The sequence below is a fragment of the Dyadobacter sp. CY261 genome (assembly GCF_021440085.1).
Lineage (GTDB): Bacteria > Bacteroidota > Bacteroidia > Cytophagales > Spirosomataceae > Dyadobacter.
The window spans coordinates 266,662-286,851 of record NZ_JAKCPW010000005.1; the positions used below are offsets into that span (position 1 = coordinate 266,662).

At 45.3% G+C, this 20,190-nt stretch carries 28 protein-coding genes; 4 read left to right on the forward strand and 24 right to left on the reverse strand.

All coding sequences use genetic code 11. The annotated features are described in order from the left end of the window. The first annotated feature begins 79 nt into the window (after positions 1-79). From LZD49_RS16185 to LZD49_RS16200, 4 genes are all read left to right on the forward strand, one after another. Positions 80-1,114 (forward strand): bifunctional oligoribonuclease/PAP phosphatase NrnA, encoded by a 1,035-nt coding sequence (locus tag LZD49_RS16185; RefSeq protein ID WP_234668620.1) that lies wholly within the window; start codon positions 80-82, stop codon positions 1,112-1,114. Between the two features lie 47 nt (positions 1,115-1,161). Further along, positions 1,162-2,070 carry an FKBP-type peptidyl-prolyl cis-trans isomerase gene (locus LZD49_RS16190; RefSeq protein ID WP_234668621.1) on the forward strand — a complete coding sequence of 303 codons (909 nt, stop codon included), beginning with the start codon at positions 1,162-1,164 and terminating at the stop codon, positions 2,068-2,070. A gap of 150 nt (positions 2,071-2,220) precedes the next feature. After that, positions 2,221-2,796 (forward strand): RdgB/HAM1 family non-canonical purine NTP pyrophosphatase, encoded by a 576-nt coding sequence (gene rdgB / locus LZD49_RS16195; protein ID WP_234668622.1) that lies wholly within the window; start codon positions 2,221-2,223, stop codon positions 2,794-2,796. Between the two features lie 31 nt (positions 2,797-2,827). Then, positions 2,828-3,721, forward strand: coding sequence for a polyphosphate kinase 2 family protein (locus LZD49_RS16200; protein ID WP_234668623.1), 894 nt, complete (start codon positions 2,828-2,830; stop codon positions 3,719-3,721). Between the two features lie 65 nt (positions 3,722-3,786). On the opposite strand, the gene LZD49_RS16205 is transcribed toward LZD49_RS16200, so the two are convergent. From LZD49_RS16205 to rplX, 24 genes are all read right to left on the reverse strand, one after another. Further along, entirely contained in the window at positions 3,787-4,740 is a 954-nt protein-coding gene (locus tag LZD49_RS16205; protein WP_234668624.1) for a hypothetical protein, read from the reverse strand. Positions 4,741-5,066: 326 nt separating this feature from the next. Further along, positions 5,067-5,642 (reverse strand): hypothetical protein, encoded by a 576-nt coding sequence (locus LZD49_RS16210; RefSeq protein WP_234668625.1) that lies wholly within the window; start codon positions 5,640-5,642, stop codon positions 5,067-5,069. A gap of 77 nt (positions 5,643-5,719) precedes the next feature. Continuing rightward, positions 5,720-7,252: a 2,3-bisphosphoglycerate-independent phosphoglycerate mutase gene (gpmI, locus tag LZD49_RS16215; RefSeq protein WP_234668626.1), complete on the reverse strand. Its 1,533-nt coding sequence runs from the start codon at positions 7,250-7,252 to the stop codon at positions 5,720-5,722. Positions 7,253-7,290: 38 nt separating this feature from the next. After that, positions 7,291-7,623 carry a septum formation initiator family protein gene (locus tag LZD49_RS16220; RefSeq protein ID WP_234668627.1) on the reverse strand — a complete coding sequence of 111 codons (333 nt, stop codon included), beginning with the start codon at positions 7,621-7,623 and terminating at the stop codon, positions 7,291-7,293. A 59-nt stretch (positions 7,624-7,682) separates the two neighbouring features. Beyond that, positions 7,683-8,954 (reverse strand): phosphopyruvate hydratase, encoded by a 1,272-nt coding sequence (gene eno / locus LZD49_RS16225; RefSeq protein ID WP_234668628.1) that lies wholly within the window; start codon positions 8,952-8,954, stop codon positions 7,683-7,685. Between the two features lie 200 nt (positions 8,955-9,154). Next, complete coding sequence (gene carA, locus LZD49_RS16230) at positions 9,155-10,261, reverse strand: glutamine-hydrolyzing carbamoyl-phosphate synthase small subunit (protein ID WP_234668629.1); 1,107 nt, start codon at positions 10,259-10,261, stop codon at positions 9,155-9,157. A gap of 149 nt (positions 10,262-10,410) precedes the next feature. Further along, a complete protein-coding gene (gene rplQ / locus LZD49_RS16235; protein ID WP_234668630.1) occupies positions 10,411-10,965 on the reverse strand; it encodes a 50S ribosomal protein L17 in 555 nt (184 codons plus the stop codon). Between the two features lie 70 nt (positions 10,966-11,035). Further along, entirely contained in the window at positions 11,036-12,025 is a 990-nt protein-coding gene (locus LZD49_RS16240; protein ID WP_234668631.1) for a DNA-directed RNA polymerase subunit alpha, read from the reverse strand. Positions 12,026-12,158: 133 nt separating this feature from the next. Then, complete coding sequence (gene rpsD, locus LZD49_RS16245) at positions 12,159-12,764, reverse strand: 30S ribosomal protein S4 (RefSeq protein ID WP_234668632.1); 606 nt, start codon at positions 12,762-12,764, stop codon at positions 12,159-12,161. Positions 12,765-12,853: 89 nt separating this feature from the next. Continuing rightward, positions 12,854-13,249, reverse strand: coding sequence for a 30S ribosomal protein S11 (gene rpsK / locus LZD49_RS16250; RefSeq protein ID WP_015813813.1), 396 nt, complete (start codon positions 13,247-13,249; stop codon positions 12,854-12,856). 41 nt (positions 13,250-13,290) lie between these two features. Beyond that, on the reverse strand, positions 13,291-13,668 hold the full coding sequence (gene rpsM / locus LZD49_RS16255; protein ID WP_234668633.1) for a 30S ribosomal protein S13: 378 nt from the start codon (positions 13,666-13,668) through the stop codon (positions 13,291-13,293). 5 nt (positions 13,669-13,673) lie between these two features. Next, positions 13,674-13,790, reverse strand: a complete 117-nt coding sequence (ykgO, locus tag LZD49_RS16260) for a type B 50S ribosomal protein L36 (RefSeq protein ID WP_015813811.1) — start codon at positions 13,788-13,790, stop codon at positions 13,674-13,676. A gap of 39 nt (positions 13,791-13,829) precedes the next feature. Continuing rightward, positions 13,830-14,048 carry a translation initiation factor IF-1 gene (infA, locus tag LZD49_RS16265; RefSeq protein ID WP_015813810.1) on the reverse strand — a complete coding sequence of 73 codons (219 nt, stop codon included), beginning with the start codon at positions 14,046-14,048 and terminating at the stop codon, positions 13,830-13,832. Between the two features lie 12 nt (positions 14,049-14,060). Next, positions 14,061-14,858 carry a type I methionyl aminopeptidase gene (map, locus tag LZD49_RS16270; RefSeq protein ID WP_234668634.1) on the reverse strand — a complete coding sequence of 266 codons (798 nt, stop codon included), beginning with the start codon at positions 14,856-14,858 and terminating at the stop codon, positions 14,061-14,063. A 1-nt stretch (position 14,859) separates the two neighbouring features. Further along, complete coding sequence (gene secY, locus LZD49_RS16275; protein ID WP_234668635.1) at positions 14,860-16,173, reverse strand: preprotein translocase subunit SecY; 1,314 nt, start codon at positions 16,171-16,173, stop codon at positions 14,860-14,862. A gap of 59 nt (positions 16,174-16,232) precedes the next feature. Then, the gene (gene rplO, locus LZD49_RS16280) at positions 16,233-16,679 is read right to left on the reverse strand and encodes a 50S ribosomal protein L15 (RefSeq protein ID WP_188934904.1); all 447 of its coding nucleotides are present in this window, start codon (positions 16,677-16,679) and stop codon (positions 16,233-16,235) included. Positions 16,680-16,691: 12 nt separating this feature from the next. After that, positions 16,692-16,871 (reverse strand): 50S ribosomal protein L30, encoded by a 180-nt coding sequence (gene rpmD / locus LZD49_RS16285; protein ID WP_031528736.1) that lies wholly within the window; start codon positions 16,869-16,871, stop codon positions 16,692-16,694. A 33-nt stretch (positions 16,872-16,904) separates the two neighbouring features. Continuing rightward, positions 16,905-17,420, reverse strand: coding sequence for a 30S ribosomal protein S5 (gene rpsE, locus LZD49_RS16290; RefSeq protein WP_234668636.1), 516 nt, complete (start codon positions 17,418-17,420; stop codon positions 16,905-16,907). A 14-nt stretch (positions 17,421-17,434) separates the two neighbouring features. Next, positions 17,435-17,788, reverse strand: coding sequence for a 50S ribosomal protein L18 (gene rplR, locus LZD49_RS16295; RefSeq protein ID WP_234668637.1), 354 nt, complete (start codon positions 17,786-17,788; stop codon positions 17,435-17,437). 47 nt (positions 17,789-17,835) lie between these two features. After that, positions 17,836-18,393 (reverse strand): 50S ribosomal protein L6, encoded by a 558-nt coding sequence (rplF, locus tag LZD49_RS16300; protein ID WP_234668638.1) that lies wholly within the window; start codon positions 18,391-18,393, stop codon positions 17,836-17,838. A 21-nt stretch (positions 18,394-18,414) separates the two neighbouring features. After that, complete coding sequence (rpsH, locus tag LZD49_RS16305; RefSeq protein WP_026350532.1) at positions 18,415-18,813, reverse strand: 30S ribosomal protein S8; 399 nt, start codon at positions 18,811-18,813, stop codon at positions 18,415-18,417. Between the two features lie 77 nt (positions 18,814-18,890). Continuing rightward, positions 18,891-19,160, reverse strand: coding sequence for a 30S ribosomal protein S14 (gene rpsN / locus LZD49_RS16310; RefSeq protein ID WP_031528741.1), 270 nt, complete (start codon positions 19,158-19,160; stop codon positions 18,891-18,893). 29 nt (positions 19,161-19,189) lie between these two features. Beyond that, the gene (rplE, locus tag LZD49_RS16315) at positions 19,190-19,744 is read right to left on the reverse strand and encodes a 50S ribosomal protein L5 (protein WP_234668639.1); all 555 of its coding nucleotides are present in this window, start codon (positions 19,742-19,744) and stop codon (positions 19,190-19,192) included. A 75-nt stretch (positions 19,745-19,819) separates the two neighbouring features. Continuing rightward, positions 19,820-20,161: a 50S ribosomal protein L24 gene (gene rplX, locus LZD49_RS16320; protein ID WP_090380020.1), complete on the reverse strand. Its 342-nt coding sequence runs from the start codon at positions 20,159-20,161 to the stop codon at positions 19,820-19,822. Between the last annotated feature and the right edge of the window lie 29 nt (positions 20,162-20,190).

Genomic DNA, 20,190 nt, shown 5'->3' on the forward strand with positions numbered 1-20,190 from the left:
TATGAAGCAAATCCCAACCATTTTGCTAATTTTGTGGGCTCTAAGCAACCAGGAAATTCCTCTTTTGAACTAAGTCACTGTGAATCAAATCATTGAAGAGCTTCGCTCTTTTTTATCCCAACCCCAAAAAATTGTTATCACAATGCACCGGGATCCGGATGCAGATGCATTGGGTTCGTCCCTGGGCTGGGCCAGTTATTTGCTCAAAAAAGGTCATGAAGTGACGGTTATCAGCCCTACCGACTATGCCGCTAACCTTCGCTGGCTTTCGGGAATGGAAAATGTTCTCGTGTACGAAAAGTCATCCGAGCAAGGTAAATGCAAGCGGAAGATCGAACAGGCAACGCTGATCTGCTGTCTTGATTTTTCAGCACTATCACGTTTAAAAGACCTTGGGAAAGTGGTCCAGGACGCATCGGCACCTAAAATGATGATCGATCATCATCTTGAACCCGAGCAGTTTGCGAAATGGATGGTGTGGGATACCACGGCAGCAGCAACGGCACAACTCGTTTATGAACTGGTCAAAGAAATGGAAGGTGGCTTACCTGCCAACCAGATTTTTGATGTTTCGATGGCGGAATGCCTTTATGCCGGCATTATGACGGATACTGGCTCTTTCCGACATGGCAATGTTACCCCGGCTGTGCATTTGGCAGTGGCCGACCTGATGCTGACAGGCTTCGATTCGAGCCGCGTGCACCGGTTGATCTACGACAACGCACCGCTCTCACGCCTGCAATTCCTTGGCTATGTGCTTTGCGAAAAGTTAACCGTTCTGCCAGAGTACAGAACTGCTTACATGGTACTCACTGAGGCTGAATTGCAAAAGTTCAACTCAGCTTCCGGTGAAACCGAAGGCATTGTCAACTACGGTTTGCAGGTCGAAAATGTGGTGATGTCGGCAATGTTCATCGAACGAAAGGGCGAGGTCAAGATTTCGTTCCGGTCGGTAGGCTCTTTCTCTGTTCGGGACCTGGCTAGTACACATTTCAGCGGTGGCGGACATAAGAATGCCTCTGGAGGACGCTCAGATCAACCAGTGAATGAGACAGTTGCGAAATTTTTAAGCATACTGCCTTCATACCATGACGAACTTTTAAGCGTTGACTAAACTTGAATTCTAACTTCACTAAAATATCTTTTAATTAACACATTCCAATGAATTTAAAAACAATCGGTTATGCGATGGGCATAACTATTCTCGCAGCCGCTTGCAATCAATATCGTCAGCAGGTTACCGAAAGTGGCCTTAAATACACGCTTTTCGAACACGAAGACGAAGCACGGAAAGCTAAGCTCGGGGATATCATGACGTTCCACCTGGTGTTGAAGAATGGTACCGACTCTACGCTCCGGGATACGTATAAAGAGAAAAATCCCGTGAAAATGGTATTACAGGCACCTCCCTATAAAGGAAGTTTCGAAGAGGGCCTTACCTTGCTCGCTACCGGCGACAGCGCAAAGTTCCTGGTAAACGCAGACACATTGTTCGCAAAAATCGGTCAGCCTATGCCTCCGATGATCAAGAAGGGTTCTGAGTTGACCTTTACCGTAAAAGTGGTGAGCGTTCTCACTTCGGAAGAATTCCAGAAACAACAGGCGGAAGCTGGCAAAAAACAAAAGGATATCGATGCGAAGATCATCGAAGATTACCTGGTTAAAAACAACCTGAAAGCCAAAGCCAGAAAAACTGCTTCCGGCCTGGTATATGTGCCACAAACAGAAGGAACTGGTGCCAGCCCGGCAGCCGGCGACAATGTGAAAGTGCATTACACCGGAAAATTCCTGGATGGAAAAGAGTTCGACAGCTCGAAAAAGCAAGGTACGCCGCTTGATCTTCAAGTGGGTGCGGGTATGGTAATCCAAGGCTGGGACGAAGGTATTACGCTGATGAAAAAAGGCGAAAAAGGTTTACTGCTGATCCCGTCGGGGCTTGCTTACGGACCTGAAACCTATGGACCTATCGCTGGTAATTCAGTATTGCAGTTCGAAATGGAACTGATCGACATTACCAAAGGTAAGCAACCAGTTGGTCCTGCTATACCGGCTCCTGCGCCCGCGAAATAGGCTATCTGGAAGTCTTATTAAGATTAATACCACCGCGGCGGCGGACTGTGAAGGCACGAATCATCACGAATCACGTTCGTGTATAATTCGTGCTTTCACGGTCCGCCATTTTTTGCGTAAAATGCATTCTCATCAGAAATAATCTCACACATGAAACTTTGCTTTGCTACTAATAACCTGCATAAACTGGAAGAAATTCAGGCCTTACTGGGCGATCAGTTCGAGCTAGTCACTTTGGCCGACATCGGCTGCAATGTCGATATCCCTGAACCGTTTGATACCATTGCGGAAAATTCGCACGAAAAGGCACGCTATGTACGGGACAATTTCGCAATCGATTGCTTTGCCGACGATACCGGACTTGTGGTGGACGCATTGAACGGTGAACCGGGCGTCAAATCCGCACGCTACGCCGGCGAGCAGCGGGATTCCAATGATAATATCGGACTACTCTTGAATAAGCTGGCCAGCGAACAAAATCGCACGGCCCGGTTTCTCACCGTCATTACTTTGTCACTCGAAGGTGAATATTATCAATTCGAAGGCAGCGTAGAAGGGAGCATTATCGATGACAAACGCGGAACCAATGGCTTTGGCTACGATCCCGTATTTGTCCCCAAAGGCCATTCACGCACATTCGCCGAGATGACCATGCAGGAAAAATCCGAGTTGAGCCACCGCGGCCGGGCATTTGCGAAGCTCGTGGCATTCTTGAAAGCACATTAATCAATTATCCATTCACTTAAATTGTACTGACATGTCGGACTTTAATTCGGATGATTACCGCTTCGACGGTAGCAAGAAATTTGATATCAGTAAGGCCAAAACAAAGTTTAAGGATATTTACGCAGACAAAGCTGAGTACGAAGCCATGCAGGACGAGTCGGCCAAAGAGCTCGATGAATTGCAGAGTATGATGTACGCACACAATCGCTACGGTTTGCTGGTGATCTTCCAGGCAATGGACGCGGCGGGCAAGGATGGCACAATTAAGCACGTGCTTTCCGGCGTCAATCCTGTGGGAGTTAAAATCCATTCATTCAAACGTCCGACAGAAACCGAGTTAGGCCATGACTTTCTCTGGCGCACCAATCTTGCATTACCTCAGCGAGGTACGATTACAATATTCAACCGCAGCTACTATGAAGAGGTGCTTGTCGTAAAAGTACAGCCCGAAATCCTGACCCAGTCACAGCGGCTCCCCGCTGAACTGACCGAGGATATGGAAAAGTTATGGAAACACCGTTACTCCGATATTCGAAATCTTGAAAAATACCTTTACAGAAATGGTATCCGTGTCATCAAGTTCTTTCTGAATGTATCCAAGGAAGAACAGGCCAAGCGTTTGATCGAACGCATTGAAGATCCTTCCAAAAACTGGAAATTTGAAGAACAGGACGTGAAAGTGCGGGATAAATGGGCGGAATATATGCAGGCTTATGAGGATTGCATCAATGCCACGGCGTCAAATAAGGCACCATGGTACGTTATTCCAGCCGATGACAAGAAAAACCTTCGACTGACCGTCGCCAAAATTGTTGCCGAAGAATTGAAGAAGATGAAGATGACGTATCCGGAATCCGGTCCTCAACGGACCGAAGAGCTCCGGCATTTCATTGATATTATTAATGAGCAAACGAAGCGGACATAGCAAAAAGAAAGGCCACCGATCGTCGATCGGCGGCCTCATAGCTATGCATGGTGTGAAGTTATGTCTTATTTCTTGATGGTAAAGTTACCACCACCAATTTTGTAACCTTCGGCATAAAGCTCCACATTATATTTTCCTGGGCGGAACTTGCCAGTGTTGTCATACAACATTTCCACTTTCTGGTTGTTGTTCTGATAAGCGATAGACTCGCGGGAAGTGAACTTGGATGGTGCGCCATCGATTTCAAATTCGCCTGAACCCGTCGCATCGTCAGCGATAACAGCTCCGTCCGGATCCAGCACTCTCACATAAATGTCTTTAGCTTCCTGTGCAGTCAATTCGTTCTCAGGCAGGTTGAACACCAGTTTCAACTTGTCCACACGGCTGGCTTTGTACTCCTCACGATCTTTGGTTTTACCTCTTGAATTCACAGTCAGAATTTTCAGATTCTGCGCTTTCAAAGAAGCCGCTTTGCTTACTTTCGCGCTAAGTTCCTGATTAGCTGCGGTAAATGTAGTTACAGAGTCAGTCAATTCAGCCTGGCGTTGTACCAGTCGCTCGCGTTCACTGGTAAGTGATCCTACATGTGTGTGCAAAGAATCATTAGTAGCTACCAGTTGCTCGTTTTCAGCTTTCAGCTGTGCGATCATTTCATCTTTTTCTGTCAGGAATTTTTCGTATTCCTTAATCTTGCCGAGATACTTATTCGTTTCAACTCTTCTGCTGCGGCTGAATGCTAATTTATCACCTTCAAGCTTCTCTTTCATTTTGGTCAGTTCCGTAACGTCGCCTCCCAATTTTTCAACTTCCGCAATTTTCGCATCGAGTACCGTCGAAATAGAATCCAGTTTAGTTTTGGTTACAGCCAACTCCCGTGCTTTTTCGACTACCATTGACTCTTGCTGGGTCAACTCCTGTTTTTGAGTTGTAAACAGGTAGCCAAACATGGCTGTTGCAAGCCCCAGGACAACTACCATTGCCCAGGCTATGCTCTGCTTATTTTTCTGTTCTTGTTGCATTGATTTTAAGTTTACTTGTGTGATTTAGTTTCTCATGAGACAGGTTAAAACAAATCCGGGTCTACATGCATTTCTGCTTTAAATGAAACAATTCTGTGCCGCTCAGTGCGCGAAGCCAATATCCATTTATGAGTGGAAGATCAGTCACACACGGCCGAAAATCAAAAAGGCCTCATTCTCACGAATTTGGCCCTTTTAATAAGATAATTTTGAAATTTGGAAATTCTATCGGACCGATGGCTATCTCAGACGCGCATTTAGAAAATTGGGTAATGTTACCACAAATTATGGTGTAAGAGTACAGGAGGGATAATGCAATTAACCGGTTAAAATCCTATTTCACCTTTTATATGAAAGAGCTTCCTTTCTACAAAGATTAGCTTTTGGTAACCATCCACAGAATAAGAGGTCACTCCCAAAAGATTACCGTGCTTGGCGGCCTGCATTACTACTTTCTTTTCTGAATCATAGATTTTGTTCTTTGCGCGAATCAACGCCTCTACATATAAAGGCTGTCTTAAAACAGAATCTGTTTCTATTTTTAGATAAGCTACCGGCAGATCGCTGCCTGGTTTGAGCCGGTATTCATAACGCGTCGGCCCATTTTGGACTATCTCGTAACTCTGCCGATAGGAAGGCTTGTTGATATCAGCCTGTACGAACAGTTCCAACTCTTTCTTCCAGTCGATATCCCGTGTCTTTGAAGCTTCATGTTTGCCTCCTAAAACTGCCGTTTTGTTCACCTCTGGCCTTTTATCATTCAGGTACACGATCTGATTTTGAATAAATCCCTTCAAATCAAAATATGCCTTGGGTCCATCGTCGCTCGATCCTTCCGGAGCACAGGAAATCAAAAAAAGAAACAGAAAAGCTGCGACGATATGGAAGAAGCGGTAATTCATGGAGTTGATCTGTGGCTAAAAAAACAGAGAGCCCGTCGGACTCTCTGCTGGTTAACATCAATAGATGCCTTAAAAGTTTAGAGAATGCTAATACCTGTCATTTCTACGGGTTTCTCTATTCCCATTAAAGCCAGAATGGTTGGCGCTATGTCGGCCAGCTTGCCATTGTTGATCGGCTTTTGGTATTCGTTGTCGACCAGAATACACGGCACAAGATTCAATGAATGCGCCGTATTTGGTGAACCGTCGTCATTCGACATATAATCGGAATTCCCGTGATCGGCGATGATGATCGATGAATAGCCATGGTCCAAACCGGTTGTAACCACAGCCTGCACGCATTGATCGACCGTTTCGCATGCCTTCACAGCTGCTTCGAAAATGCCTGTGTGCCCTACCATATCCGGGTTTGCAAAGTTGAGGCAAACAAAGTCCACCTCTTCCCTTACCAATTCAGGAACAATGGCGTCGCGGATATCGAACGCCGACATTTCGGGCTGCAAATCATAAGTAGCCACTTTGGGTGATGGGCACAACAAACGGCTTTCTCCTTCGAAAGGCTTCTCGCGACCTCCGGAGAAGAAAAACGTCACGTGCGGGTATTTCTCGGTTTCGGCAATGCGGATCTGCTTTTTACCAGCTCCTTCAAGCACCTCCCCCAACGTATTATTGAGATTATCCTTATCGAAAATTACATCTACGCCTTTGAAAGTATCATCATAGTTGGTCATGGTAATGTACTTCAAATTCAGCTTGTGCATATTCTGCTCGTGGAAATCCTGCTGCGTAAGCGCTTGCGTGATCTCGCGGCCGCGGTCGGTGCGGAAGTTGAAGCAAAGTACCACATCGCCGTCCTGGATCAATGCTAGCGGAGAACCATCGGCATTGGTAGCTATGATCGGCGTGATGAATTCATCGGTTGCACCCTCTTCGTAAGACGCCTTTACTGCGTGCAAAACATCACTTGCGGCTACATGCCTCCCTTCGCCGTGCACAAGCGCGTCGTAGGCAAGTTTGACACGTTCCCAACGCTTATCCCGGTCCATTGCGTAATAGCGACCGGTAATGCTGGCAATGCGACCAGTGCTTTGCGCCATCGACTCACTCAATTCTGTGAGGAAGCCCAAGCCGCTTTTGGGGTCGGTATCACGGCCATCGGTGAATGCGTGTATAAATACATCACTCAGACCTCGGTCGGCAGCGATTTGACAAAGGCCTTTCAAATGATCGATATGCGAATGCACGCCACCGTCGGAAACCAAACCGATGAAGTGCACTTTCTTACCTTCTGCTCTGGCATAATCCAATGCATTAACCAGCGCAGGCTCCTGGCCAAGCGTACCTTCGGAAACAGCAAGATTAATCTTAACCAAATCCTGATAGACGACACGTCCCGCACCGAGGTTGGTATGCCCTACCTCGGAGTTACCCATTTGGCCATCGGGCAGGCCCACGGCCAGGCCACTCGCTTCGAGCTTGCTATGCGGATATTTTTGAAGGATGGAATCGTAAAATGGGGTATTCGCCGCTAAAACGGCGGAACGGCTTTCTTCGCCGGACTTGGCGATTCCCCAGCCGTCCATGATGATGAGGATGACTTTCTTGCTCAATGTATGCTGAATTAAAATGTTATATCAAGAGTGATATTTTACTCCTCTTTTTTGCTTTCTACAGGCTGATTGTTTTCGTCCACAATCACGTATACTTCTTCGTTGGGCCTGCGCATCATAAACTTTTCACGCGCCCATTTTTCAAGCATTTTCGGATTCCCGAAAACCTCATTCCGCTCCTTCTTCACTTCCCGGATCTTATCTTTAAGAATCGCCTTCTCCTTTTCGAGCTCCGTCATTTTCATGCGGTTGGAAAGTACGATCCGGATATTGTTGTTGTCGAGGAACAGTATCCATATCAGCCACACGACGAACGTGGTGATATAGAAGTTCTTTAATGTGTGCAGAGACCAGAATGAATGGTTTTTCATATCGAAATGCCCTGAAACAAGAACCGGAGCACTGGGCTCCGGCTCTTACATGATTTTGATTAGAATTTCAATCCCGGGAAGTATGCGCTTTCGCCCAGTTCTTCTTCGATACGAAGTAGCTGGTTGTATTTCGCCATACGATCCGAACGTGAAGCCGAACCTGTTTTGATCTGGCCTGTGTTCAATGCAACGGCAAGGTCAGCGATAGTCGAATCTTCTGTTTCACCTGAGCGGTGCGACATAATGCTCTTATAGCTGTTGCGTTTTGCAAGGTTTACCGTATCGATAGTTTCGGTCAAAGAGCCGATCTGATTTACTTTCACCAATACCGCGTTCGCGATTTGTGATTCGATGCCTTGTTGCAGACGGGTTACATTGGTCACGAACAAGTCGTCACCTACCAGCTGGGTTTTGTGGCCAACTGATTCTGTCAAAGTCTTCCAACCTGCCCAGTCATCTTCGTCCATTCCATCCTCGATAGAGATGATTGGATATTTAGCTACCCACTGAGTCCAGTAGTCGGCCATTTCGTCGGAGCTCAACTTCCGGCCATCTGATTTTTTGAAGTGGTACAGACCGTCTTCGTAGAATTCAGAAACAGCGGCATCCATTGCAATGAAGATATCTTCGCCTGGCTTATAACCTGCTTTCTCGATTGCCTGAAGTACAACCTCGATCGCTTCTTCGTTGGATTTGATGTTTGGTGCAAAACCACCTTCATCACCCACGTTGGTCGAATACCCTTTGCTTTTCAAAACGGTTTTCAAAGTATGGAAAACCTCAACACCCATGCGCAACGACTGAGAGAATGTATCCGCTTTCACAGGCATAATCATGAATTCCTGGAAATCGATAGAGTTGTCTGCGTGGCTACCTCCATTCAGGATGTTCATCATCGGTACCGGCAATGTGTTTGCATTGGTACCACCGACGTAACGGTACAATGGAAGATTTGCTTCCTGAGCAGCAGCCTTCGCAGCAGCTAGAGACACACCCAGAATAGCATTAGCACCCAACTTTGCTTTGTTAGGCGTGCCATCCAGTTCCAGCATGATTTTATCAATGAGGTTCTGCTCGAATACGGAGCAGCCGATCAGTTCAGGGAAAATGATGTCGTTTACATTTTCGACTGCTTTCAAAACTCCTTTTCCAACATAAACGCTCTTGTCGTCATCGCGTAGTTCAACTGCCTCGTGCTTACCGGTAGAAGCTCCGGAAGGAACGGCAGCGCGTCCCAGATAACCATTCTCGGTACGAATATCAACTTCTATTGTAGGGTTTCCTCTTGAATCCAGAATTTGTCTTGCATGTACTGACTGAATCGTACTCATTTGCAGCTTGTGGTTTGATTAAAAATTGGAATTAGCTTAACGGTACAAAATAACACAAAAAAATCGTCATCCATAAACTCCACTTGATTTTCGGTCGACGATAATACCGCTAATCAGGTCATTTCCAGGTCGATTTTCGCGTTTTGTAGTTGTATCAAAGAAAATCCCTCCGCTTACTGGCAGAGGGATTTAACGTATTCTTAACTTGCCGCGCTCAGCAGCTTGATGAATTCATCAAACAAGTAACGTGAATCATGCGGACCTGGCGAAGCCTCCGGATGATATTGCACCGAGAACGCGGGGTAATCCTTTCTGCGGATCCCTTCGATGGTCTTATCGTTCAGGTTAATGTGCGTTACTTCAATATCAGCGTGGCTTTCTATCTCATCAGGCTTCACTGCAAAACCGTGGTTTTGTGAAGTGATCTCACAAAGACCTGTGATTAAATTTTTCACCGGGTGGTTTAAACCACGGTGGCCATGGTGCATTTTATAAGTGTTAATGCCGCTGGACAATGCGAGTAGTTGATGTCCCAGACAGATACCGAAAAGTGGCTTGTTCGTTTTCACCATTTGTGTTACGCTTTCAACCGCATATGACATTGCGGAAGGATCGCCCGGACCGTTTGAGATAAAAAAGCCGTCGGGGTTCCATTCCATCACCTCTTCATATGAAGTTTTGGCAGGGAAAACCTTACAGTAGCAACCCCTCGACGTCAGGTTCAGCAGAATGCTTTTCTTGATGCCATAATCCATTACTGCCACGCGCCATTTCGCCGTGGATTCATCGCCCATGTAGTAAGGCTCTTCGGTTGTCACTTCTGAAGAAAGCTCCAATCCATCCATGGAAGGGATCTTTCTCAATTCTTTCATGAGTTCAACTTCGTCGAGGATCTCAGAAGAGATAATGGCATTCATTACGCCCTTCTCGCGTACATGGCGTACCAGATGGCGCGTATCTACATTACTAATACCAACGATGTTAGCCCTTTCGAAATACTCTTGCAGGGAGAAATCAGCGGTGTCGCGCGAGTAGATCTGTGAGAATGTGTTACAAACCATCCCACGGATCTTTACCGAGCCAGATTCCTCCTCGTCTTCCAACTGCACACCGTAGTTACCGATGTGCGAATTGGTGTTCACGATAATCTGACCGTAATAGGAAGGGTCGGTGTAGATTTCCTGGTAGCCCGTCATGCCTGTATTAAAGCAAATTTCGCCACCTGTGGTTCCACTTTTACCCAAAGCGAGTCCTTTGTATGCTGTTCCGTCTTCTAGCAACAACAGAGCTTCCTTTTTCTGATTCATATTATGGTTTAATCTGTTTTCCGGTTTGTTTGAGGCCATTTTGCGGCAGCCGGCTAAATTTTGGTGCAAAAATACGACTTTTCACTCAAAAAAAAGGGTTAAACGACATCGTTCAACCCTTTCATATATTTCAATTTCCGATTTCCAAACTATTCCTTTTCAGTTTCGCCTGGTGTTTCTTCTGTTTTTGGAGCTTCTTCCTCAGCCGCTGCTTCGGTTTCCGCTACAATCGGATGGTCTTCCTTCTTAGCGGGAGCCGCTTCAGTAGCGCCTTCGGCTTTCTTACCACCTCTTCTGCTACGACGAGTCTTAGCAGGTTTGTCAGCATTGGCAAGCAACAGTGCATCGTTGAAATCAACTAGTTCGATCAGCGCGGTTTCGGCCGCGTCACCCAAACGGTTGCCCAGCTTGATGATACGGGTGTATCCGCCCGGACGAGATGCAATTTTATCTGAAACTACTCCGAAAAGCTCTTTCGTCGATTCTTTGTCTTTCAAATAAGAGAACGCTATCCTTCTGTTGTGGGTAGAATCCTCTTTTGCACGAGTCAGCAAGGGCTCCACGAACTTACGAAGTTCTTTTGCCTTTGCCAGGGTTGTTTCAATTCTTTTGTGGAGGATCAAAGAGGAAGCCATGTTTGACAGCATCGCCTTGCGGTGTGATGCGGTTCTTCCTAAGTGATTGTCCTTCTTACCGTGTCTCATTGTTTTGTTGTTTAGTTGCTTCGAGCTGCGACAGGCGCGCTTCAGAATACATACTTATGATGGAATTTAATTAATCCTCGTCCAGACGGTATTTCGACACGTCCATTCCAAATGTGAGTTGTTTGTCAGCAACAAGTTGCTCCAACTCGGTAAGAGATTTTTTACCGAAGTTCCGGAATTTCATCATATCCGAAATTTCAAGTCTTACCAGATCCCCAAGGGATTTAACATCCGCTGATTTCAAACAGTTGTAAGCGCGTACCGAAAGATCTAGTTCAGACAATGAAGTCTTCAGTAGTTTTCTCATACGCAGCATTTCTTCGTCAACCTGATTATCTTCTTCCGCTTTCTGTTTCTCAAACGTCATAGTTTGGTCAGAGAACAGCATGAAGTGCTGAATCAAAATATTAGCAGCTCCTTTCAATGCGTCTTCAGGGTGGATTGAACCATCCGTCTGGATGTCTATTAAAAGACGTTCGTAGTCCGTACGCTGTTCCACACGTGTGTTTTCCACACTGTATTTCACATTCTTGATTGGGGTATAGATAGAATCGACCGCGATATAACCGAAAGGCAATTCATTAGCTCTTGGCTCATCAGCAGGTACGTAACCTCTACCTTTGTCAAGGAGAAGTTCCATTTCGAACTCCTTCTGGTCATCTATATGACAAATGACCTGATCTGGGTTCAAAACCTCAAATGCGCTTGTAAACTTGCCAATGTCTCCGGCAGTGATCACCGATACATTTTTGAGATTTACCACGATTCTACTCTCACTCAGGTCAGAAACTTTTTTAAAACGAACCATTTTCAGATTCAGGATGATTTCTGTAACATCCTCAACTATACCTTCGATAGAAGAAAATTCATGAAGAACGCCAGGGAACTTCACGCTCGTGATGGCATAACCCTCCAAAGAAGAAAGGAGAATCCTACGCAACGCATTACCAATGGTTACGCCGTACCCTTTCTCTAAAGGCTTAAACTCAAACAACCCGTGAAAGTCGTCTGCTTTCTCCATGACGACCTTATCAGGCATTTGGAAAGCTAATATTGACATAGTCCTTGCTCCTTTTATAGTAGTAAATGATAGTTGATCACGCTACCTTACCTTTGCGATCGCAAATTTGGCCGTTGCCGGCAAAAAAAGCACTGCCCCGAAATTTCGGGGAGTGCATGTAATATGAAGATTATTATTTAGAATACAATTCAACGATCAGTTGCTCGTTGATGTTTTCCGGAATTGATTCACGGTCCGGGAATGTAACGAACTTACCAGTCAATTGCTGACCGTCCCATTCTAACCAATTAAAACCTTTGGAACTATGTCCGGCGAGGCTATCAGTTACTGCTTCAAGAGATTTTGATTTCTCACGAACGGTAACAACCTGCCCTGGACGCAATGAGTAAGAAGGAATGTTTACAATTTCACCATCAACCAGGATATGCTTATGGGACACCAACTGACGGGCAGCACGACGTGTAGGCGCAATTCCCAAACGGTAAACTGTATTATCGAGACGGGCTTCGCAGTATCTCAAAAGGTTTTCACCTGTAAGGCCTTCTTTTACAGAAGCCTTCTCAAACAAGCTACGGAATTGTCTTTCAAGAATACCGTAGATGAATTTCACTTTTTGTTTTTCCGCCAATTGCAGAGCATACTCTGACTTCTTGGAACGACGACCCTTTCCGTGCATTCCGGCAGGGTAATTCTTCTTCGCAAGCGCTTTGCTTGGGCCCAGAATGGGCTCTCCATAACGTCTTGCAACTTTGGTTTTGGGACCTGTATAACGTGCCATTAAAACTTTTTGTTAACTAAATTGAAAAAAACCATTCTGTAACCCCAGTGTCCAAATTACGAATGGGTACCTATGCGGTACTATAACTACTATACTCTACGACGTTTTGGAGGACGGCATCCGTTGTGCGGAAGCGGAGTGATATCACGGATTGTGGTCACTTCGATACCTGCATTTTGGATAGTACGGATCGCCGATTCACGGCCTGATCCTGGTCCTTTTACGAAAACCTCAGCTTTACGCATTCCAAGGTCGAACGCAACCTGCGCTGCGCTCTGTGCAGCAGTTTGTGCTGCGTAAGGCGTGTTCTTCTTAGAACCACGGAATCCCATTTTACCTGCAGAACCCCAAGAAATAACTTGTCCGTTGCTGTTAGTAATTGAAATTATGATATTATTGAAAGAAGCCTTAATGTGTACCTGACCAACAGGTTCCACAACAACCACTCTCTTTTTTGCTTTATCTTTTCTTTTATTCTGTGCCATTGCTCTTCGAATAAGACAGGGATCGCTCCACCGCTCATTATTTATTTAGTAGCCTTTTTCTTGTTAGCGATTGTTTTGCGTTTACCCTTACGAGTACGTGAGTTGTTTTTCGTTCTTTGACCACGCAAAGGCAATCCTTTACGGTGACGAAGGCCACGATAACAAGCAATGTCCATAAGACGCTTAATGCTCAACTGAACTTCAGACTTAAGAGCGCCTTCTACTTTGAATTCTCCGGCAATGACCCCACGAATTGCACCAGACTCGTCGTCGGTCCAATCGATTACTTTCTTGTTCAAATCAACACCCGCTTTTCCAAGAATCTTCTTAGCCGAACTACGGCCGATTCCGAAAATGTAAGTCAATGAGATCTCACCTCTTTTACGGTCTGGAATATCTACTCCTGCAATACGTGCCATAATTATTATCCTTGTCTTTGTTTATACCGTGGGTTCTTCTTGTTAATAACATACACCTTACCCTTCCGGCGGATAACCTTGCAGTCTTCACTGCGTTTCTTAACTGATGCTTTGACTTTCATCTGATTAAACTTTGTGTTAATTTAAGGTAATCAATCTCCTTACTTATACCGATATGTAATCCGGGCTTTCGATAAGTCATAAGGGGACATTTCCAGCTTTACTCTGTCACCCGGCAATATTTTGATATAGTGCATTCTCATTTTACCGGAGATATGCGCTATCACTTCATGCTTGTTCTCTAATACAACACGAAACATTGCGTTTGACAATGCTTCGAGAATTACTCCATCTTGTTCGATTGATGCTTGTTTTGCCATTCGTAGCGTTTGTTACTGTACTTCAACCATAAGGCTGGTGTTGGCCGTCACTTTTTCAATGTAATCGAATGTTGTCAGAATCTCCGCCTTTCCTTTCCTCACAACCACGGTATGTTCAAAATGCGCAGAATACTTTTTGTCGTTGGTCCTGATCGTCCAGCCATCGCGCTCTTGCACTACTGCTTTTGCTCCCAGGTTGATCATCGGCTCGATAGCCAAAACCATTCCTTCTCTTAATCGTATTCCTTTACCCCGCTTTCCATAGTTTGGTACCTCAGGCGCTTCGTGCAAATCTCTTCCAACCCCGTGCCCTACAAGCTCCCTCACTACAGTATAACCACGATCTTCTACAAAACTTTGAACCGCGTGGCCGATGTCGCCAATCCTAAGACCATCCACCGCCTGCTCAATTCCCCTATATAGGGACTTCTTGGTTGTGGTCAAGAGATTCATCACCTCCTTAGATACTTCTCCCACGGGATAAGTGTAAGCGCTGTCGCTATGATAGCCATTCAGCTTAACCCCGCAATCTATCGAAACGATGTCCCCCTCTTTCAGCACGTAGCCCCCTGGTATACCGTGGACCACAACTTCATTGACCGAAATACAAAGAGAGGCTGGAAACTTGTTGAATCCCTTGAATGAAGGGACTCCACCGTTATCTCTGATATATTCCTCAGCAACTGCATCCAACTTTCCGGTTGTAACACCTGGTTTCACCCATGTAGCTACTTCCGCATGTGCCTTGCCGAGCAGTTGAGCACTAACCTTTATCAGGTTGATTTCCTCTTCTGTCTTAAGATAAATCATTTCAGATTGCTACGCTCTCGGTGCGTCCTTTTACCCGCCCCGACTTCATCAAACCTTCATAACGGCGCATCAACAGGTAGCTTTCAACTTGTTGAAGCGTATCCAACACAACACCTACCATGATCAGCAACGAAGTTCCGCCGAAAAAGTGAGCGAAGTCTGTCGAAATTCCCAGTAGGCTTGCAAATGCAGGCAAGGTTGCAACAACCGCCAGCATCAACGCACCAGGGAAAGTGATACGGTCCAGAATAGAACTAATGTATTCAGAAGTCTGCTGACCTGGTTTCACACCCGGGATAAACCCACCTCCACGTTTCATATCATCGGCAATCTGCTGAGGATTTACCGAAATAGCCGTATAGAAGAACGTAAAAACAATAATCAATACTGCAAACAACAGGTTATACTGCCAGGTCGTGTAGTTTGCGAAAATCGTAGCTACGTTGCTGGCGAAATCACTTTTCTCAGCGAAGTAAGATGCGCCCAATGAAGGGATGAACATCAAAGCCTGAGCGAAAATGATCGGCATTACACCTGCTGCATTCAATTTCAGTGGAAGATACTGGCGTTGCCCACCCATTACACGGTTACCTACCACTTGCTTTGCATACTGGATAGGAATCCGGCGAACAGCCTGAGTTAACATTACAGCCCCCATAATTACAAAGTATAGGGCTACGATTTCCAATACAAATATCAGAATCCCACCACTACCTCTTGATACGAATTCTTTGTAGATCGCACCTGGGAAACGCGAAACGATACCGATCATAATCAGCATCGAAATACCATTACCGATTCCCTTGTCTGTAATCCTTTCTCCAAGCCACATGCAGAACATGGTGCCGGCAGTAAGCACAAATACAGAAGAAATTGTGAACATGCTTCTGGAAACCAAAAGAGCCTCGTCAGGTACAGTCGTATTTAAATAAGCAGTACCCTGAACAAGTGTAACAACGATTGTCAGAACCCGGGTAATCTGATTTAGCTTCTTACGGCCTGATTCCCCCTCCTTTTGCATCTTCTGGAAATAAGGCAAAGCCATAGTCAGCAGCTGGATGGCAATTGAAGCAGAAATGTAAGGCATGATACCTAACGCAAAAATGGAAGCCTTGCTAAAAGCTCCACCTAAGAAAGTATCCAGCAACCCCAACAATCCCTGAGTGGATACATTCATTTGATCAGGTTCAACACCTGGCAACGCAACGTAAGACCCCAACCGGAAGATCGTTATAAACAAAAGAGTGTTGAGAATACGTGTTCTCAACTCCTCAATCGCAAATATGTGTTTTATTGTCTCTAAAAATCGTTTCATCTTCTGGGCTTACAACGCTCTGTTCAAAGTAAACAAATTCTGTCGGTAAAGCAGCTAAATTACAATTTGACTGCTTTGCCACCTGCCTTCTCAATCGACTCGATAGCCGATGCTGAAAACCCATGGGCCTGAACTTCAACAGCAGAAGAAATCTGACCTCTGTTCAAGATTTTGACCAGGTCATTCTTTGCGCTGAGACCATTTTCACGAATCAGATCCAACGTTACTACCGCAACTCCGGTTTTTTCAACCAATGCCTGGATTGCATCCAGGTTCAACGCCTTGTATTCAACGCGGTTGATGTTGTTGAAACCGAATTTCGGCAAACGTCTTTGAAGAGGCATCTGACCACCTTCGAAGCCCAGCTTGCGACTGTAACCTGAGCGCGACTGCGCTCCTTTGTGTCCACGTGCAGCAGTGCCCCCTTTACCTGAGCCCTGGCCACGTCCAACCCGCTTTCCTACCTTTACGGAACCAGCAGCCGGTTTTAATGAACTTAAATTCATACTATTGGAATATTAGATTTCTTCGACTTTAACCAAGTGGCTTACCTTACGGATCATTCCCGCGATGGCATCGCTGTTTTCTTTCTCAACAGACCGGTTCAGTTTACCAAGACCCAACGCTTTAATCGTCAGCTTTTGTCTCTCAGGACGGTCAATTGTGCTTTTAACTTGTGTAATACGTACTTTTGACATGATTACTCTCAGATTGAGGATAATCCCGAAGGATTATCCGTTGAATACTTTTTCCAATTTAACGCCGCGTTGGAAAGCAACCTGATGCGGAGCTCTCATCTTCAAAAGAGCGTCAATAGTAGCCTTGATTACGTTGTGGGGGTTCGACGAACCTTTGGATTTCGCAAGGACGTCTTTGATCCCTGCGCTTTCCAATACTGCACGCATTGGGCCACCTGCCAGTACTCCCGTTCCAGGAGCTGCCGGCTTGATCAGAACGAAACCACCGCTGAACTTACCCTCCATTTCGTGAGGAACGGTATGTTTAAGCATAGGAACTTGGATCAGGTTTTTCTTAGCATCGTCAATTCCTTTGGCGATCGCGTCAGTCACCTCATTGGCTTTGCCCAATCCGTAACCTACAACCCCATTTCCGTCTCCCACAACCACAATGGCGGAGAAGCTGAAACGACGACCACCTTTTACTACTTTTGCTACCCTGTTGATCGCTACTACGCGCTCTTTCAGGTCTGATTCGTTAACCTTTGAAGGTCTTGTATTTGTAGACATAGTCTTTGTTATACTTAGAATTTCAGGCCACCCTCACGAGCTCCGTCGGCCAATGCTTTTACCTTACCGTGGTACAAATATCCGTTACGGTCGAAAACCACTGCCTGGATACCTGCTTCCTGCGCTTTTTCAGCGATCTTTTTACCTACCTGGGCAGCAACTTCAACGTTTGAGTTTTCTTTTCTGCCTCCCAGATCTACCGATGATGCACTTGCAAGGGTAATCCCTTTAATGTCATCAATGATCTGAGCATATATGCTGGTGTTTGAACGGAAGACCGAAAGTCTTGGACGTTCTGCGCTTCCCTTCACCCGTTTACGGATGTGAAGTTTCAGGCGTTGTCTTCTATCTGCTTTTGCGTTAGCCATCTTTAATCTTATCTTACTAGTTTATAACATTGATCGGTGGCTACGCACTATTTCTTAGAAGCAGACTTACCTGCTTTACGACGGACCACTTCACCAACAAAACGGATACCTTTTCCTTTGTAGGGTTCTACTTTACGCAGGGATTTGATCTTCGCCGCTACTACACCAATCAGTTCCTTATCGATGCCTTCCAAAATAACTTTAGGGTTCTGACCTTTTTCCGAGGTAGTAGTAACCTTAATCTCTTCTGGGATCGACATGAAAATATTGTGAGAGTAACCCAATTGAAGTTCGAGAACATTGTTCGCCGCACTTGCCTTGTAACCCACTCCGATAATTTCAAGCTCACGCTTGTAACCCGCGTCTACACCGATCACCATGTTGTTGATCAGTGAGCGATACAGACCATGCAGCGCTTTATGACGCTTCTGCTCTGTAGGGCGCTTCACTTTAAGCTCGCTTCCCTCAACCTCGACGGTGATATCAGTATCCACCGCCTGGGTAAGGGCCCCTTTAGGCCCCTTTACAGATACTGTGTTATCTTCTGCAACCGATACGGACACTCCCGCTGGCAAAACGATAACTTTATTTCCTATTCGTGACATTTCCTGAATAACTTTTAAATATTAATACACGAAACATAACACTTCGCCACCCACATTCAGTGTCTTAGCTTCCTTATCTGTCATTACACCTTTCGATGTAGAGATGATCACTGTTCCTAAGCCGCCTAATACACGTGGCAGTGTTGATGAACCTGAATATTTACGTAGTCCAGGCTTACTAACCCTCTCCAATTTTACAATTGCAGATTGCTTTGTCACAGGATTATATTTCAAAGCTATCTTAATAACTCCCTGAGGACCAACCTCGTCGAATTTATAGCTTTGAATGTACCCCTTGTCAAAAAGTACCTTTGTAATCTCTTTTTTTATGTTGGATGCAGGTATCTCAACAACCCGGTGCTTCGCTTTGATAGCGTTTCTGAGTCTCGTCAGATAGTCTGCTATGGGATCCGTTAACATGTTTATGCCAAGTTTAAACACCCCCTTTTAAACGGGAGTGCAAAGTTAAGTAATTGAAATCAGAATTGAAAGTATTCTTACCAACTTGATTTTGTAACTCCTGGAATTTTTCCATCTGACGCCATGTCGCGGAAGAGTACCCGGGAAATTCCGAATTTACGCATATAACCGCGAGGTCTTCCAGTGATCTTGCACCGGTTGTGCAGGCGTACAGGAGAAGAGTTACGTGGTAACTTGTCAAGACCAACCCAGTCACCGGCAGCTTTCAACTTAGTACGCTTTTCAGCATAACGTTCTACTAGCGCTTGTCTTTTTCTCTCCCGTGCTTTTACTGATTCTTTTGCCATTGTCGCTAAATAATCTTTGTAGTATTTTCTTATTTATTCGCGTTGGTGAAAGGCATTCCTAATGCTTTCAGCAATTCGTAGCTCTCCTCGTCAGAATTAGTAGATGTCACGAAAGTGATATCCATACCGCTGATCTTGTTCACTTTTTCGATGCTGATTTCAGGAAAAATGATTTGCTCCTTCACACCGAACGTATAATTTCCACGTCCATCGAATCCTTTATCGCTGATACCTTTGAAGTCACGTACACGTGGCATCGCAATGCTGGTCAAGCGGTCAAGGAATTCGTACATCTTGTCACCACGAAGCGTTACTTTCGCTCCGATAGGCATGTTTTCACGCAACTTAAAGTTGGAAACCGCCTTTTTGGAGATAGTAGCTATTGCTTTCTGTCCTGTAATCAGGCTCAATTCTTCCACACCGGTGTCAACAAGTTTCTTATCTGCAACAGCAGCTCCGATACCTTTATTGATAACAATCTTTGTCAGGCGGGGAACCTGCATAGTTGATTTATACTGGAATTTCCCCTTCAATTGCGAAACTATTTCGCTAACGTATTTCTCTTTTAATCTTGGCGCTGCCATGTTTGAAAGTGATTATGTGGATTGCCGACCCACGCGCTTGGTTATAAAATCAACTGCTTCTTCGACAAATCCGGATTACAATAAGTTTCCGGATTTTTTTGAAAAGCGTTGCAGTTTTCCTTTGTCATTCGCTTTACGGCCAGTTCTCGAAGCTTCACCTGTTTTAGGATCAACTACCATCAGGTTACTGATGTGAATAGCGCCTTCGCGTTTTTCGATACTACCTTGCGGATTTTGCGCGTTTGGCTTAACGTGCTTGGTGATCAAGTTCACCCCTTCCACAGTAGCTCTTTGTTTTTCTACGAGCACCTTTGTGATCACGCCTGTTTCACCTTTCGCGTTACCTGAGATAACTTTTACAGTATCTCCCTTGCGAACGTGCAATTTGGCGGGTGCTTTTTTATTTGTACTTTCCATTGAGGTATTCTCTTAACAGTTTAAAGAAA